This window comes from Peribacillus sp. YIM B13477, assembly GCF_042787955.1.
Lineage (GTDB): Bacteria > Bacillota > Bacilli > Bacillales > DSM-1321 > Peribacillus > Peribacillus frigoritolerans.
On sequence record NZ_JBHZPD010000001.1, the window covers coordinates 866,017 to 882,726 of the forward strand.

Here is a 16,710-nt window from a genome sequence, read left to right on the forward strand (position 1 = left end):
GGAAAAATAGGTAATCCAGAAGTTGAAGAATGGAAATAGTGACCATTAGTATGATCCCTTTATTTTCGTAAGCGTTTTCGTGGTTTTTAGGGGAAAGATGAAAGCGTTTTAATAGACAATGACGACACGGAATTCATCCTAATATATAACTTTTACGATGGAAACTGGCATGTATTTGTGGTTGAAAACACTATTATTATTTCTCAAAAAGCAATCAATATTTTTAGTAGTGGGATTAAATATAATTTTAAAACCTTTAGGGGGAACTTAAATGGTTAATGAAAAGAAAATCTCAAGTGGATTCATTTATTTTTTTGGGGCTTTTGGAGGCATTCTCTTCGGTTATGATATCGGCGTTATGACGGGTGCTTTGCCTTTTCTGCAACATGATTGGAACCTTCAAAACAACCCAGGTGCCATTGGCTGGATTACCTCTTCGTTGATGTTTGGAGCTATTTTTGGAGGTGCCATGGCCGGACAACTTTCCGATCGTTTAGGACGGCGCAAAATGATTTTAATATCTTCTATCATTTTTGCTGTTGGATCCATTTTGGCAGGAATATCCCCTCATAACGGGATCCTTTTTATGATTGTTGCCCGGATTTTATTAGGCTTGGCTGTTGGAGCTGCTTCTGCGTTGGTCCCAGCCTACATGTCGGAAATGGCGCCTGCACGTTTACGTGGACGTCTGTCAGGAATTAATCAAACAATGATTGTCTCAGGAATGTTACTTTCGTACATTGTCGCTTATTTATTGAAAGACTTACCAGGAACAATGGCATGGCGGTTGATGCTTAGTTTGGCTGCCGTACCTGCTTTGATCTTATTTATTGGAGTGTCCAGGTTACCCGAATCACCACGTTTTTTAATTAAGAACAATAAAATGGATGAAGCTCGTAGGGTGTTAGGTTATATTCGCCCTAACAAAGAACAAATTGATTCTGAAATAACACAAATACAAGAAACTGTTAAAGAGGAAGCAAAGGTAAATCAAAAAGCATCATGGGGTACTCTTTTAAGTAATAAATACCGTTATTTAGTAATGGCTGGTGTGGGTGTTGCTGCGTTTCAACAGTTCCAGGGAGCAAACGCAATTTTTTATTACATTCCTATGATTGTGGAAAAAGCAACAGGGCATGAAGCTAGCTCAGTATTGATGTGGCCAATTATTCAAGGGGTTATTCTCGTACTAGGTTCATTAATATTCTTAATGATTGCTGATAAATTTAATCGCCGTACTTTATTAACAATCGGCGGAACGATTATGGGGCTATCCTTTATTTTGCCGGCCATATTGAATGTATTAATTCCTAATGCAAACCCGATGATGATGGTTGTTTTCTTAAGTATCTATGTAGCTCTTTATTCATTCACTTGGGCTCCATTAACTTGGGTCATAGTTGGAGAAATTTTCCCGCTGGTAATTCGCGGGCGGGCGTCAGGAGTGGCTTCATCATTTAACTGGATTGGTTCTTTCTTGGTTGGCCTGCTATTTCCGATCATGACCGCTTCGATGTCTCAAGAAGCTGTTTTTTCAATCTTCGGTGCTATTTGTTTACTTGGTGTTTTATTTATTCGGACATGCGTTCCTGAAACTCGAGGTCATACTTTGGAGGAAATTGAAAAAATTGGGGAAAGTAGACAAGCTAAGGGGAAAAGTGCTTAAATTAGACCTATTAAGGTTTGGAGCGGAATTAAAAGAAGCTATACCAGAATAGAAGAGATTTTAAATCAGGGGGCAATAAGGAAAATACTTCATTAAGAATATGTTGATTTACTCATATGATTCCTTTTCTTAGGCCCGAGGTTGCTACTTCGGGCTTTACAATTATTAAAAATGTTAGCTGAACTTTTTATGCAATTTATGGTGTTTTAGCTTTTATTTATATGAAGGAATTTAATAGGGAAGGAGCCGATAAAAATGAAAGTAGCACAAACCTCGTTTGGAAATGATGTCTTGCTGTTTACGATAGAAAATGATCATGGAGTAAGAATGGAAGTTACAAACTTTGGTGCAAGAATCGTCAATCTGTTCGTCCTAACGGAATCGGGTCGTAATAATATCGTATTGGGATTTGACTCGATTGAGGATTACAAAAAAGAAACGTATTATGGAGCAACAATAGGAAGAGTCGCTGGAAGAATAAAAAATGGCGAATTTTCAATTGGTGAATCACGTTACCAAACGTCTGTAAATCAATTAGGGAATACATTACACGGTGGCAGCCCTGGATTCGATGAAAAAATCTGGGGTTATGAAGTGAAGGAGACGGATGAAAGTGCTTCGATCATCTTTTCAACCGACTCACCTGATGGCGAGAATGGTTTTCCGGGGAATTTGAAAGTAAGTGTGACTTACACATTGGACAACTTAAATATTTGGTCAGTGAGCTATCAAGCAAAAAGTGATAAAGACACAGTTTTTAATCCAACCAATCACGTCTATTTTAACTTAACGGGGCATCCCAGCCATCCAATCGATGATCATTTCTTACAAATCTTTTCTGAAGAATTTGCACCAGTAAATGACGATACCACGGTAACTGGGGAAAAGCGAAGCACAATTGGCACGCCTTATGATTTTCGAACCCCGAAGAAATTAAAATCAACCTTTGAAGCCGCGGACGCAGAAGTTAAAAAGGTTCAAGGGATCGATCATCCATTCTTCCTTACGTGCCCAGGGCTTCATCAAACTGCAGCCAAATTAATTAGTCCTGACCAGAAAATAACAGTCGAGGTATACACAGAAGAGCCTGCGGTTGTCATTTACACGGCAAACTTTGTGAAAGGTGTGCCACTTATGCACGGAGAAAAATTAATTCAACACGGCGGAATAACGTTTGAAACCCAAGCTGCTCCAGGAGCGATTGAGTTTAAAGATTTTGGAGATATTCTTCTTTTAGCAGGCCAAAATTATACTTCCCAAACAAAATACAAAATTGAGGTCAGTACCCACTCATCTGAAGGTTCCAGTTAGTGTTAAAGAGTAGAATTGGTTGATTTCATTTCAATAATTTTACATAGATTCGGTTGCTAGTTGGGATCAACATCCGTGACTGTCAGAACGATCGAGCATAGCTCGTGACATGTAGCAGGTAGGATTCCCGCCGAATAAGAGTCAGCCATTCACTCGAACTGAGTTTTCGAGGATAGAGGATAACTTATATCTTTAAGCGTAAACAGTTAGATAGTGGGCTGTAAAACTAAGGTTAAAGATAAGCCCTCATTTAAACAGCACATATTCTATACGTAGCACCTCCTGATACTATCCTTGTATCAAAGGAGGTGCTTTTCCTATGCCACAAAAAAATTAACGATTGTTGCCGACAAATCATTCACCTGATTGTTTTGTACGAAACACGGCAGAATTGTCCAAGAATGGAATGACATCACGAAAATTATTCAGGCAGTTATTGTCGTGAGCGATATGCCTTTATTAGACACCACCTAATTTAAGGTTGAGAGGATTAAATCGAATATCCCAAATTAATGTCAGAACTTCGATGTATTTAATAAGCTCAAGGATTTGTAACTAGTGAAAATAATAAAATGTAAGGAGTGAAAAATATATCACAGTACGAGGAGGCTATCCAAACCGGATGGTTACTACTATAAAAAGCAAGGAATTTACTCTTAATTACTATCTTTCGAAAGAATAGAAATATTTTGGTTATTTTGTATTTTATACTCACTTTATGTATGCATTTGTAATAATAATGTAAAATTAGGTAAATATGTGTGTCACTTAAAGATGATAAAATGATAAAAAAGTGATTTAATCGGGGGAGAAAATGAAAAAAATCATAGCATCTTTTGTTGTTTCTGGATTGTTACTATCAAATCCGTTGGTTGGTAATGCTGCATTGGGCGATCGTACATTAAAAAGTGGAATGACTCATACAGAAGTAAAACAATTACAAGAGGTTCTAAAGAAAAAACAATATTTTAAGAGTAATAATACAACTAAATATTTTGGGACCGTTACTAAAAGTGCAGTCGTAAAGTTCCAAAAAAGTAAAGGTTTAAAAGCTGATGGTATTGTCGGTCCGAATACATATAAAGCTTTGGGAGTAAAAAAGAAGACCTCCAACGTAGCTAATGTAAATAAAACAAGCAATAAATCTACTGCGATAGTGAAGGAAGCAAAAAAACATTTGAATGTACGGTATGTATGGGGTGGAACTACACCAAAAGGTTTTGATTGCAGCGGATTCCTAAAATACGCTTTCGATAAAGGCGCAAATGTCACATTACCAAGAACGGTATCGGAAATTTATAAAAAGGGGACAAAGGTGTCCAAACCACAAGTTGGAGATGTGGTCTTTTATGAAACCTATAAACCTGGTGCCTCACATGCTGGTATTTATATAGGCGGCAATCAATTCATACACAGCTCCTCATCAAACGGTGTAAGCATTTCCTCCATGGATAATAGTTATTGGAAGAAAAGATATGTAGGAGCAAAAAGAATGTAATAGGGAAGGTTGCCAGTTCTTTTTTGAAGAGACTGGCTTTTCTAGTTCTACCAATAGGTTAGGATACTAAGAAGTCCTATGGATGGTAGAATCGGTATTGATACATAAAATATTTTTAAGACACAATTTTAGCTTTTATTGCTCCCGGAAACACTTGGGTATAATGGATACTCTATATACCACATATAATTTCTTTAATTCTCACATAAGACAGTCGAGGAATTTTATAAAAACCATGAAAAGTTTTCCCAGGAGGTACAGAGGGTAGCCTCGCTGGACTTAGCTAAAGTTGGACTCTTTATCGTAGCGTTCACCATTAAAGATGTTTGGGATTTTTATATACCTTATGTACACGATATATTAATAGTGTACATAAGGTATTTTATCTTTTAATAGTAAGAATGAATAGGTATACAAGTTTAAGAGGTGTATACTTTACAAGAAATATCTAATGCAGCCAATTATGTTCGATAAAGGTGTTATCGTTTGATTTATCACAGAATCTTCGACTTACTTAATGAAAATCAAAAAGATGGCTTTCACCATCAGGGTTCCTGTTGGGGGTATCGGGGCGATCTCCCCGTTTAATTCACCATATACAAGGTAGCTCCTGAATTGGCAGCGGGAAATACAATTGTGTTGAAGCCGGCATAAATGACGCCACTCATTGCATGCAAGATCGCAGAAATTTTTTCTGAAGCTGGATTGCTGCAGGTTTTCTGAATGTGGTTTACGGGTTTGGGCAGGAAACAGGTAAATACCTTTTGGAGGATGAACGAATTGCGAGGTTCACTTTTATAGGGAGTCCCGGTTAGGGTGGCATATTAAGAGCAGTCGGGAATTCGTAAGGTAACTTTGGATCTCCGGAGTTAACAATTCTAAATTACTCATAATAAAACACTCCTTTTTTAAAATTGTTTCATCTAAAAGGCAATTATAAGTTTCAGCTGTAATCGAAAAAATAAAAGCCTTGCTATACTTCTAATTTAAAAAGGAGCGCTGATTAAATCAGCGCTAAATTTATACTATCCATTTTTAAAAAAAGTGATTGATTTATAGCTATTTCTTAGGAATAAATTTATGCATTTTGTTTACTAAGATCTCGCTGAGCTCCCATATAGCTTCCAATTACATTTTGATAACCTGGAAGATTACTAGCAAGTAAATTGCCAAAACCTTCGACATCGTTGCGCCAATCGCGTTGTAGTTCGCACGCTACGCTAAACCAGTTCATAAGTTGCACGCCATTATGTGCCATACGCGTATTGGCAGCTTCTGCAACTTGTTTACTGAAAGTTCCTGAAGCATCCGTAACAGCAAAAACTTCATACCCAGCTTTTATAGCGGAAAGTGCAGGGAAGGCAACGCATACATCCGTAACTACGCCCGCGATAATAAGTTGTTTTTTTCCAGTTTTTTCGATTGCTTTTACAAAATCGTCATTATCCCATGCGTTAATTTGTCCAGGACGAGCTATTTTTGGAGCGTTAGGAAAAAGATCAACCAATTCTTGCATAAGTGGTCCATTAGGTCCGTTTTCAAAGCTTGTTGTTAAAATAACTGGTAAATCAAAAAACTTAGCAGTATGAGCAAGAGCCAAAACATTGTTCTTAAATTCATCAACACCATAGTCACGAACAAGTCCAGCCATAAGGCCAGTTTGATGATCCACTAAAAGAACGACAGCTTCATCTTTATTAATACGAGAATAGAGATCAGACATTATGTATTCCTCCTAAATTAAAGTAATGAAGAAAGTTTAAACATTGGATTATTTACCATAAATTTCTTCATTTTCCGCAATCACTTTATAACTAAACTAATATTTATGCCAATAATTTTCTTGAAAATCAGAAAAAACGTCAGATTTATTTTTAAAAATGCTTACTCTACTTCTTTATCTAAAACAAGAGTTTTATCTATCCAATTTATAAATTGTTGTAAATAACGCTGAAGATAACGTTTTGTTTGTTCGTCAGTAAGCACTTTCTGATCGGAATCAATCTTTTCATGTACTTGAGAAATCAGTACTTTTTGAAATGGAAGAACATGAACTTGCATAGTTTCTAGTATTTCTCTGATTTGCATCTGAGCATAAACAGTACCTAACCCCCCAGGAGTTGCTCCGATTAGGCCAACCGGTTTTCTGCTAAGAACTGCGGATTCCCGGGGTCTTGATGCCCAGTCCAATGCATTCTTTAATACGCCTGGAATTCCAGAATTGTACTCTGGACTTACAATAATGATACCGTCAACGTCCTGGATAGCAGATTTAAATGATGTCACTGTTTCTGGAACACTTATTTCTAAGTCTTCATTAAACAAAGGTAGATTATTTATCTCTATCCAACGAAATTGATGGGAATCATCCATCTCTGTTAATGATTGAGCAATGATTCGATTATAAGAGTTTTTTCGTAAACTACCACAAATAAGGCCTATGGTTTTTGTCATATATTTCCTCCTCTGTTAAAATCACCTCATCATACCATGATATACCAACGTAAAAAAAGTGGCTTTATGCCTAATCATCAAACTGTTTAATTTAATGAGGTGTTTAGTACAAATAATCTAGGATGTAAGGGTTTCTTATTAGTTTTCTTATTATTGGCTTGTGTTTGCAAGCTATGGCAAATAGACTATGTCTATATTATTCCTTCTTTGAATAACCATATATTTCCATAATACTATTAACTATAAAAAAATTGGAGGGAGTGCAGAAATGGAAGAAAAGAAAGTTGCGTGGTTAGAACTATTTTAGATTTGTTGTTTGTGGCGACGGTTGCGGTTGCAACTCATGTTTTACTTCATGTTGAAGATGGTCATATCCATATAGAGTATTTAGTGAAATTCGTCTTAATTTTCATTCCGATCTGGTGGGTTAGGGAGAGGCAAACCATCTTTGTTAACCGTTTCGGAAAAGATTTATTTTATTAACGAATCTTTTTGATCCTGCAAATGTTTTTGTCCTAATAATGACATCAAGCTTGTCAGCAGATTTTGATCCTTATTATCTTTCTTTTTTAATAGGTTATATTAGGTTAAGGGCCGTGACCATCACCCGATGGTACCGAAAAAAAGGAATTGTTCTTCCTGATTTGTCAGGAAAATCAGTATTTATTGCTGCTGGTAAAAATGATCCTATATGTTCGCCGATGGAATCTACTGAACTTCAATCCTTATTTGAAAAGGCTAATGCAAAAGTTGAAATTCATTGGGAAAATAGGGGGCATCAATTGACTGTTGATGAAGTTGAAGCTGCGGCTTACTGGTATCGTAGGGTCTTTTAAACTTTAGTAATACAAATTAATTTTTTTGTAAATAACTTAAAATTTGCAGAGTGAAATCGATAAATAAGCCTTGATGTTTTAGGAAGGGCTGTGATTCCTAATTCCAACTTAATTGGAGATACCCCAATTGGAGTTGCTTAGAAATCTTTAATTCGATTTTTCAGTTTAGTTTTTTCAATATTATTTAATAATTTACACACCTTGGTTTAAACAAATAAATTGTAATCTAATAATATTTTTTGAATAATTTTACAATTTAGATAGTAGGGAATATAATAATCCTATAAACATTTTTGCAAAAAATATGTTAAGTGTTTTGGAGTGAAGAGTTTTTTTAGAGAAGCAAAAATATAGGTTTAATTCATGGGAGGAAATTTATATGGCAAAATTTACTGTAGGTAATGAAAATCATGCTCCAATTGAACTTTATTATGAGGACCAGGGTTCAGGGAAACCTGTTGTCTTAATACATGGTTGGCCTTTAAGTGGACGCTCTTGGGAATATCAGGTGCCAGCTCTTATTGAAGCAGGTTACAGAGTCATAACATATGATCGTCGAGGATTCGGAAAATCATCCCAGCCATGGGAAGGATATGAATATGAAACATTTGCTTCCGATTTACATAAACTGTTAGAACATTTAGATCTTCAAAATGTCACACTTGTTGGTTTTTCTATGGGTGGAGGTGAGGTAGCTCGATACATTAGTACGTATGGAACAGATCGTATTGAAAAGGCTGTTTTTGCTGGAGCAGTTCCTCCTTATTTATACAAATCAGCGGATAATCCTGAAGGAGCATTAGATGATGCAACAATTGAAGAATTCAAAAGTGGCGTGATAAATGACCGCCTTGCATTTCTTGACAAATTTACGAAGGGATTTTTCGCGGCGGGTAATCAAACAGATTTAGTTAGTGAGCCATTCCGTTTATATAACTGGGATATTGCAGCCAGTGCCTCACCTAAGGGTACGCTCGATTGTATAACGGCCTTTAGTAAGACAGATTTTAGAAAGGACTTGGAAAAGTTCAATATACCTACTCTTATTATTCACGGAGACTCTGATGCAACTGTACCTTTTGAGTTAAGTGGAAAACGTACATATGATTCCATTCCTGGCAGTAAGCTCGCTCTAATAAAGGGTGGACCGCATGGGTTAAACGCAACTCATCCAAAAGAATTTAATGAAGCATTACTAACATTTTTAAAAGATTAATAAAGTAATGACGATCCTATTTCAAATGAGAAGGAGGGGCAGTCTTTCTTTTTATAAGGTTGTAGGAAAACTCTTAATATGAGGCAGAAGTAGAGTGTTGCTAACTTTTAGTATAAATGACTCGTAGCCATTATTATTACACTGATATCAGGGGTTTATTGGATAATTCTACACTTTTCAATACCCTTTTTGTTAACTGCAATTGCATTTTTGGGTTCTGCTAATAAAAAAGTTAGCTGTGATATATACAGTATTATAGCTATTAGCAGATCTAGGGCACCCCGAGATGTACTTGACCTTAATTGTTATAAATGTATTTCTAAAGGAAAAAGGCAGTCTAATACTTTCCTAGTTAATAGAAGAAACTCGTCAAAAAAGGAGCCTTTGCCCATAGTGGTAAAGGCTTATTTCTATATTTATTTCCCATTTCCGTCCTTGCATCGAGACCGTGCTTTAACTGAAAGAGTGAATGACTTTTTCTTCTTTCAGTCTCTCTATCAACTGTTTATCAATTCTATCTCTACTTTGAATTATTCGATTTGTTTTAAAGTTATATTTATGTGAATGTTTATTTAATTATTTTATTTAAACTAACAGCTACTCCTATAAGTGTTAATAGAATCTTCGATATTCAAATGCATACTTGTAGGAAATTTATACTTTGTATAAAACACTACAGCCGTTCCCCATACTAATATAGTCCAGACATATCCTTTTCATAATTCATCATATTTTGACCAATATTTCTAAAGTTAAGGTAAATGGAAGATGAATTTTGCCTTAATATAGTTACTGAGTTAATTAATTTATTCTCGTAACTATAACAAATGAAGGGGAAACAGTATTGGATTGTTTTATGGGTTCAGGATGAACAGGGGAGGCTACTATAAATCTAAATCGGAACTTTATTGGTTTCGAATTAGACAATGATTACTTTAACGAAGCTTCGAATGCTTTACATAAAGATACGACAAGTTAAATGATGTTGTTGCTGTTTGAAACCTTCTGAAGCCATCGAATTACCACCTCTTGTGACAATTACGAAGAAGGACTGCGGGAATGCAGCCAGTCAATCTTGTATTAACCGGGGTGGGATTTTGTGTGGCCCTTTCAGGTCTGATGCTTGTCCTTATGTTATCTGCTGATTGACAAAAGGTGGATTTTATTGCAAATTGGCTGTCAGGGAACATATGGGGTTCAGACCTGCTATGCTCATTTCCTTTACACTGTACAAAGCGACTCGGCTGAATCTTTTTGGGTTGAGTGAACCTGTGCCAATAGGCTTAGGTGTATCAGTTGAAAAAAAGGGCGATCCTGTTGCTGACATCGGTTGCGCTTGCAGCAACAGCTGTCTTTGCCACAGGAGGCAGCGCCTTCGTCGGGCTCAGGGTCCGCACTTTACAAAAGCTCTGGTCGGACCTCGAAATCAGCTCTTCCTGCCGGTAGCGATTCTGATCCGTGCCTAGCTGCTGCTTGTGGCAGATACCATTGGAAGAAACATACTTGAACCCAAAGACATACCTGCGGGGATTATGATTGCTTTAATAGGGGGCTCCTTATTTAATGTATTTGTTAATGAAGAGTAGGAGAAAAAGCATACTTTTTGTAAAAGCTGAAGATGTCTTCAGCTTTTTTTTGATTTTGCCTTATCATCTTCAAATCTCTGGCGCAGCGCAAATTGGAACATAATATAAGCCCGAACTGCGAAATATAACGATACATGCACTTACACGAATCCTACTTAAGCATGATTGACTTGGTTTTTGATTTGATATAGTTTTAGGATGCTAAAGTGAGAAGATAAGGTCAGACTAAAAAAATAGCCTTCTGCGAAAGGGGGTGCCTCCTTTGAAAAGCATACAAAGCCGTTTATTGATCATGCTGTTGATTTTCATCGTTCTGCCCTATTTCCTGTCCGTTTTTTTCATCTACACTTATACAAAAAACAGTGTGGAGCAGTATGAACTTGAAAACAGCCGGGAGCAGCTTCAGAAGAATGCGGATGAACTGGAGCAGTATTTTGACGACATGATTGATTTTCCATATATTCTGTACCGCAACCCTGATCTGTTTCGGATTTTTAAAAACGGCTTCGAAGACTCCATATATTTCAACCCTATGACCATGGAAAAGAGTCTCGAAACCTTTTATCTAATGAGAAACGAATTCCGGCAAATCCGTTTCTATATTGCTAAAAACAATGAGTCATTTACTGTCTATAATGCAATGATCAGCACACACAGGTACCAGCCGGATTTTCTGAAACAGGACCCGATCAAACAGCTGTATACATCTGACTCACAATATTTGATTGAGCCGCCCCACCCTCTTGAGAATTACAATAATGCAGCCATTGTTCCAAAATCGGACAAAACGATGGTGATGACTTTTCACCACAAAATTATAGACGTTCTTTCTAAAAAGTTTCTTGGGATGATTACAATCGACATTGATTTGGGCGAGTACGCCCGCATTTGCAATAACCTTGTCCAGGGAGACGCATCTTCAGTTTTGCTTATTGATTCAAAAGATCGCGTCATGTATGCAAATGATCGTGCCCTGATTGGAAAACCTCTTCCTGCCGATGAAAAGCAACGTCTTGACGGGAATAGGAGCCGGCAAGATGATGATATTCTCTTATCAAAAGAGTTATCAGGGTCACTGAACGGCTGGAAATTGATTAAGGTCATGTCGAGCCAGGCTTTATATGAAGATGTTAGGAAAACCGCCTATACCAATATCCTTGTCGGCATCGGCGTAGGAATACTGGGTTTGCTGATGATAGGCATTATCTCAAATAGGATTACCCGTCCCATTACGAGGCTGAGCAGCAAAGTCCGTTCCATTGAAGGCGGAAATATGAATGTCCCTTTTGATGATACCAAAAGCGATGAAATTGGCCATTTGGAGTCACACATGAAGGACATGATGAACCGGATCAATTCCCACATTGACCGTGAATATAAGCTTGAAATTGAAAACAGGAAGAACCAGTTCAGGGCGTTAAAATCACAGGTTAATCCTCATTTTTTGTTTAACGCTTTACAATCCATCGGCGCTGTTGCCCTCAGGTCGAATGGACCAAAGGTCTATCAATTGCTGACTTCGCTGTCCAAAATGATGCGCTACTCAATGCAGGCAGATCAATGGGTAAGGGTTCGGGATGAAGCTGAGTATACAAAAGCGTACCTCTCCCTTCAAACAGAGCGTTTTGGTGAAAATGTAAGGTACTCGGTCAATATCGATGAGTCCATTTTGGACATGACTATTCCAAGTATGATTCTGCAGCCCCTGGCAGAGAATTTCTTTAAACACACGTATGAGGAAGGTTACAGCGACGCTCATTTGTCCATTAACGGGGAAAAACAAGGAAACGATCTGTGCTTTACTGTCGAGAATGATGGTCCGGGTCTGACGGAAGAAGAGCTTCAGACTCTACGGGAACATATCTATACAGCCCCTTACGAAGGGACTTATTCGCATGAACATATCGGCCTGAAGAATATTCGTGACAGGCTGCTTCTAGGGTATGGACCAAGTGCAGAAATGAAAGTAGATTCGAATGACGGACTGGGGTTTTCCGTCAGCATGAGGATCCCGATAAAGAGCCCCTTGGGAATGATAAAGACTTACTTCAGGAAAGGAGATGAACACGGTGAAAGCACTGATTGTCGATGATGAATTCAATGTGCGGGACGTCATACGCCATTTAGGCCAGTGGGAAACTCACGGCATCACCAAGCTATTGGAAGCCAAAAATGGCCATGAGGCAAAATCACTGATTGAAAAAGAACGCCCGGAGATTATCTTTACAGACGTGAAAATGCCCGGTATGGGCGGAATCGAACTGATTGAGTGGCTGGATTCCATTTCCTATCCTGGGAAAGTTATTTTCATTACTGGTTATAACGATTATTCCTATATGCGCAAAGCCATTCAGCACAGCAGCTTTGATTACCTGCTGAAGCCGATTGAGTATGAGGCGTTCAATCATACACTGGAAAAATCGGTACAAGCCTGGAAGGATGACTTTGAACATGCTGAAGTGCTGGAAGATGTGAAAAAACTGCGGAGAAACCAGTTAGCCACTGCGATATGTCTCGGGGACCGTTCAGATTCAATCAGCCTTGCCGAGTTTCTTCCTGAATCGGAGGGCTATATGCTGACGCTGCTCTCCTTTTACCAGATGCACAATCCTGATCTCTATATCGAAAAGCTTTCAGATGAGCTTACGGACCGCAAATTAGGAAATGCGTTTTCCCTGCAGACGGATCTTAACCTCTGCCTTGTTATCACCATTCGCGATCAATGGCTCTCCGTTGAGGAATGGATCAGCCAGGAGTTCGATATCCCGGTAAGGCTTGTAACTGAAGAGCAGGTCGAAACTTTATCGGATATCAGGACCTCGTTTCAGGCTCTGCAGAAAAAGCTCGAGGAACAAAACTTCCGTTCCATCCACCGTCTGGATGAAATAGATGCCGCTCGCCGCATGGAAGACATGGTTTCCTATGTTGACATGTATTATATGGAGGATTTGAGTCTGGAAAAGCTGTCGAATGTTTTCTTTTTAAGCCGCGAGCATATCTCAAGAAAGTATAAGCAAGAAACCGGAATGACCCTGTCAAAATACATCACGGAGCTTAGAATCAGCCAAGCAAAGTCGTGGCTGAAACAAAAAGACAAAAGCATTTATTCCATCTCTACCATGCTTGGCTATCAAGATGAAATCTACTTTTCAAAGCTATTTAAAAAGGTCGTCGGCATGACGCCTTTTGAGTTCAGGAACAGGAACGATCAACATGAATCTAAAGGGGTGACATGATGAAAAACAGGCTTTTATCCCTTTTGTTAATCGGAGCCGTCAGCCTGCCTCTTTCTGCATGTCAGGATGAAGCCCCACCAGAAAAAACAGAAAAGACAGAGCGGAAAATCACGCTGGATTTAAGGAATCCGAAAGTGGAAATCTCCACTCAATTTGAAGAAATGACGCGTGCCTATGAACGGGAAAATCCTCACGTCAATATCAGGGTACATACTGTTGGAGGGGCAATGGATGACCTCGCCGACCTAAAAGCCGAAATGGCGACCGGCACTGGTCCGGATATCTTTACTAACAGCGGCTATGAAAATGCCAAGCTGTGGCGGAACTATCTGGAGGATCTTTCAGGGGAGCCCTGGATTAATCAAGCATACAAAGAATCCCTGACGCCAGTCACATTGGACGGGAAAATTTACGGAATGCCGGTTAACCTCGAAGGGTATGGCTTTATCTATAATAAGGATCTATTTAAACAAGCCGGCATTACTAACCAGCCCGCCACTCTTTCTGAATTGACAGCAGCTGCCGAAAAGCTGCAGAATGCGGGCATTACTCCCTTTGCAACAGGCTACTATGAAGACTGGAAATTGGGAGACCATCTAATGAATGTTGCTTTTGCCCAGCAAAAGGATACTGATGCTTTTATAAGAAATTTAAATAACGGAACGGAAAAAATCAGTACCAATCAAACATTTAAGGATCTCCTTGCCCTGCTGGATCTCACCATAAAGTACGGAAACGATAATCCACTGTCTACGGACTATACAATGGAAGTGAACCTGTTTACCTCCGAAAAAGCAGCCATCATTCAGCAAGGCAACTGGATTCAGCCGATGATCGATCAAGCTTCGCCTGACATGAACATCGGTTTTATGCCGATTCCGATTAATGACCGACCTTTAAAGGAAGCCCTTGTCGTCAGCGTTCCAAATTATTGGGCCGTAAATAAACAGTCCATTCCTGAAAAGAAAAAAGAAGCCAAGAAATTTTTAAATTGGATGGTGTTGTCAGAACAAGGAAAACGGTTCATGACGGAAGAATTCAAATTCATTCCTGCGTTTAAGAACATTAAAACTGATGATATAGGGCCGCTCGCAGAAGAAACACTTCGAAATTACAAGGATGGGAACACCGTCCCATCTAACTGGTTTCACTTCCCAGTTGAAATTAGGGAAGAATTCGGAGCCGCGACTCAGCTCTATGTCGGGAAACAGCTGAACCGCAATCAGCTGCTCAATGAATATCAGAAGTCCTGGGAGAGGTTTTCGAAGGAATAGCCTCTTGCCGGGGCTTTTTTTGCCTTTTACAACTGCGATATCAATATACGACTAAATTCCAATCAATATGTGGCATACCTCTCTTTTCAGGAATCGCCTATAATTCTATTGTACTAGCAAACACATAAAACACGAGGAGGAAGATTTATGAACTTTAGCAGGCTTGCCAAACAGGCAACAGCAGGAATACTTAGTACTGGCATTCTATTAAGCGGTACTGTCACCCAATCATTTGCAGCTCCAAAGGATCCGGCAGATTTCAAAGAAACGTACGATACTTCACAAATCACTCGATCAGCTATGATAGATATGATTAATCAGCACGGTGATACTAGATATGCCGTTCCTAGGTTTGACGAATCCACAATTAAAAACATCCCTTCTGCCAAAAAAGTAACGGAATCAGGCGAAACCATTGATTTAGATGTGTGGGATACATGGCCATTGCAAAACGCTGATGGAACTGTTGCAGAGTACAAAGGATATCATATCGTTTTTGGATTAGCAGGCGATCCTAAAAATGCGAGTGATACGTTCATCTACATATTCTACAAAAAAGTGGGCGACAACTCCCTTGATGCTTGGAAGAATGCTGGAAGAGTATTTGATGACAATGATAAAAACGTTCCAAATGATCCTTACCTAAAAGAGCAAGCCGAAGAGTGGTCAGGTTCTGCAACCTTCACTGAGGACGGGGAAGTTCGCTTATTCTATACAAACCGTGAACCGTATATACCTGAGTCAGGGAATTATGGGAAACAAACCTTGACAACCGCTCAAGTAAACCTTTCAGAGCCAGATTCTGAAACATTAAAAGTGGATGGTGTTGAGGATTACAAATCCATCTATGAAGGCAAAGACAGCAAGTACTACCAAACTGTAGATAAATTTGTAGAGGACGGAAATTCCGCTGATAATCATACCTTCAGAGACCCTCACTATGTAGAAGACAACGGCCGCAAATACCTTGTGTTTGAAGCAAATACGGGTACAGAATATGGCTACCAAGGCGAAGAATCGCTATACAATAGAGCTTATTATGGCAACAGCAATAAATTCTTCCAGGGTGAGAAAAACAAACTTATGCAAAGCCCTAAAAAAGAGTTAGCTGAACTTGCAAACGGTGCAATTGGAATTATTGAAGTAAACGACGATTATACATTGAAAAAAGAAATGAAGCCATTGATTGTTTCAAATACGGTCACAGATGAAATCGAACGTCCAAACATCTTTAAAAAGGACGGCAAGTGGTATTTATTTACAAGTTCAAGAGGATCAAAAATGACCATTGATGGAATCGATAATCAAGATATTTACATGTTAGGCTACACGTCAAATTCCTTGACTGGCCCATATAAACCATTAAATAAAACGGGCATCGTCCTGCATCAGGATCTAAATCCATATGACATCACTTGGAACTATGCACACTATGCGATCCCGCAGGCTGGCAGTGATAATGTTGTAGTGACAAGCTACATGACAAACAGAGGTTATTTTGAAGACAATAAATCTACCTTTGCCCCAAGCTTCCAGCTTAACATTAAAGGGAAACAAACATCGGTAGTAAAAGACAGTATTCTTGAACAAGGCCAGATTACGGTTAAGTAGTTACCAGTGAAAAGAAAAAGAA

The 16,710-nt window shown here is 38.7% G+C and carries 10 protein-coding genes and 4 pseudogenes; 12 read left to right on the forward strand and 2 right to left on the reverse strand.

Annotation, left to right across the window (positions count from 1 at the left end; translation table 11 throughout):
• Positions 1-271 precede the first annotated feature (271 nt).
• The 4 genes and pseudogenes from ACFX4H_RS04320 to ACFX4H_RS04335 all read left to right on the forward strand — a co-directional run.
• Entirely contained in the window at positions 272-1,666 is a 1,395-nt protein-coding gene (locus ACFX4H_RS04320) for a sugar porter family MFS transporter (protein WP_063590904.1), read from the forward strand.
• A 255-nt stretch (positions 1,667-1,921) separates the two neighbouring features.
• Complete coding sequence (locus tag ACFX4H_RS04325; RefSeq protein WP_377434111.1) at positions 1,922-2,977, forward strand: aldose epimerase family protein; 1,056 nt, start codon at positions 1,922-1,924, stop codon at positions 2,975-2,977.
• An 814-nt stretch (positions 2,978-3,791) separates the two neighbouring features.
• Positions 3,792-4,475 (forward strand): C40 family peptidase, encoded by a 684-nt coding sequence (locus ACFX4H_RS04330; RefSeq protein ID WP_034307347.1) that lies wholly within the window; start codon positions 3,792-3,794, stop codon positions 4,473-4,475.
• Positions 4,476-4,685: 210 nt separating this feature from the next.
• Positions 4,686-4,808 (forward strand): annotated as a pseudogene (locus ACFX4H_RS04335) (hypothetical protein); the annotation flags it as partial.
• Positions 4,809-5,553: 745 nt separating this feature from the next.
• On the opposite strand, the gene ycaC reads toward ACFX4H_RS04335, so the two are convergent.
• Both ycaC and ACFX4H_RS04345 read right to left on the reverse strand, forming a co-directional pair.
• Positions 5,554-6,198: an isochorismate family cysteine hydrolase YcaC gene (ycaC, locus tag ACFX4H_RS04340; protein WP_034307344.1), complete on the reverse strand. Its 645-nt coding sequence runs from the start codon at positions 6,196-6,198 to the stop codon at positions 5,554-5,556.
• 161 nt (positions 6,199-6,359) lie between these two features.
• On the reverse strand, positions 6,360-6,929 hold the full coding sequence (locus tag ACFX4H_RS04345) for an NADPH-dependent FMN reductase (protein ID WP_034307342.1): 570 nt from the start codon (positions 6,927-6,929) through the stop codon (positions 6,360-6,362).
• Positions 6,930-7,197: 268 nt separating this feature from the next.
• Here ACFX4H_RS04345 and ACFX4H_RS04350 point away from each other — a divergent pair.
• The 8 genes and pseudogenes from ACFX4H_RS04350 to ACFX4H_RS04385 all read left to right on the forward strand — a co-directional run.
• Positions 7,198-7,543, forward strand: a pseudogene (locus ACFX4H_RS04350) (low temperature requirement protein A); the annotation flags it as partial.
• A pseudogene (locus ACFX4H_RS04355) lies at positions 7,531-7,765 on the forward strand (alpha/beta hydrolase); the annotation flags it as partial. The pseudogenes ACFX4H_RS04350 and ACFX4H_RS04355, both read left to right, overlap by 13 nt.
• Positions 7,766-8,144: 379 nt before the next feature.
• A complete protein-coding gene (locus ACFX4H_RS04360; protein WP_034307338.1) occupies positions 8,145-8,981 on the forward strand; it encodes an alpha/beta fold hydrolase in 837 nt (278 codons plus the stop codon).
• 1,047 nt (positions 8,982-10,028) lie between these two features.
• Positions 10,029-10,562 (forward strand): annotated as a pseudogene (locus ACFX4H_RS04365) (FecCD family ABC transporter permease); the annotation flags it as partial.
• A 267-nt stretch (positions 10,563-10,829) separates the two neighbouring features.
• A complete protein-coding gene (locus tag ACFX4H_RS04370) occupies positions 10,830-12,659 on the forward strand; it encodes a sensor histidine kinase (protein WP_069202748.1) in 1,830 nt (609 codons plus the stop codon).
• Positions 12,637-13,803, forward strand: a complete 1,167-nt coding sequence (locus ACFX4H_RS04375) for a response regulator (RefSeq protein WP_034307335.1) — start codon at positions 12,637-12,639, stop codon at positions 13,801-13,803. Before ACFX4H_RS04370 ends, ACFX4H_RS04375 begins: the two co-directional genes overlap by 23 nt.
• A complete protein-coding gene (locus ACFX4H_RS04380; protein ID WP_377434116.1) occupies positions 13,800-15,077 on the forward strand; it encodes an ABC transporter substrate-binding protein in 1,278 nt (425 codons plus the stop codon). The genes ACFX4H_RS04375 and ACFX4H_RS04380 overlap by 4 nt, the downstream gene beginning before the upstream one ends.
• Before the next feature lie 147 nt (positions 15,078-15,224).
• Positions 15,225-16,688, forward strand: coding sequence for a glycoside hydrolase family 68 protein (locus ACFX4H_RS04385; RefSeq protein WP_034307331.1), 1,464 nt, complete (start codon positions 15,225-15,227; stop codon positions 16,686-16,688).
• The last annotated feature ends 22 nt before the right edge of the window (positions 16,689-16,710 follow it).

Bases quoted from the DNA above. Each gene is read 5' to 3' on its own strand.
- ACFX4H_RS04320 (WP_063590904.1), top strand. From the start codon at position 272: ATGGTTAATGAAAAGAAAATCTCAAGTGGATTCATTTATTTTTTTGGG.
- ACFX4H_RS04325 (WP_377434111.1), top strand. From the start codon at position 1,922: ATGAAAGTAGCACAAACCTCGTTTGGAAATGATGTCTTGCTGTTTACG.
- ACFX4H_RS04330 (WP_034307347.1), top strand. From the start codon at position 3,792: ATGAAAAAAATCATAGCATCTTTTGTTGTTTCTGGATTGTTACTATCA.
- ycaC (WP_034307344.1), bottom strand. From the start codon at position 6,198: ATGTCTGATCTCTATTCTCGTATTAATAAAGATGAAGCTGTCGTTCTT.
- ACFX4H_RS04345 (WP_034307342.1), bottom strand. From the start codon at position 6,929: ATGACAAAAACCATAGGCCTTATTTGTGGTAGTTTACGAAAAAACTCT.
- ACFX4H_RS04360 (WP_034307338.1), top strand. From the start codon at position 8,145: ATGGCAAAATTTACTGTAGGTAATGAAAATCATGCTCCAATTGAACTT.
- ACFX4H_RS04380 (WP_377434116.1), top strand. From the start codon at position 13,800: ATGATGAAAAACAGGCTTTTATCCCTTTTGTTAATCGGAGCCGTCAGC.
- ACFX4H_RS04385 (WP_034307331.1), top strand. From the start codon at position 15,225: ATGAACTTTAGCAGGCTTGCCAAACAGGCAACAGCAGGAATACTTAGT.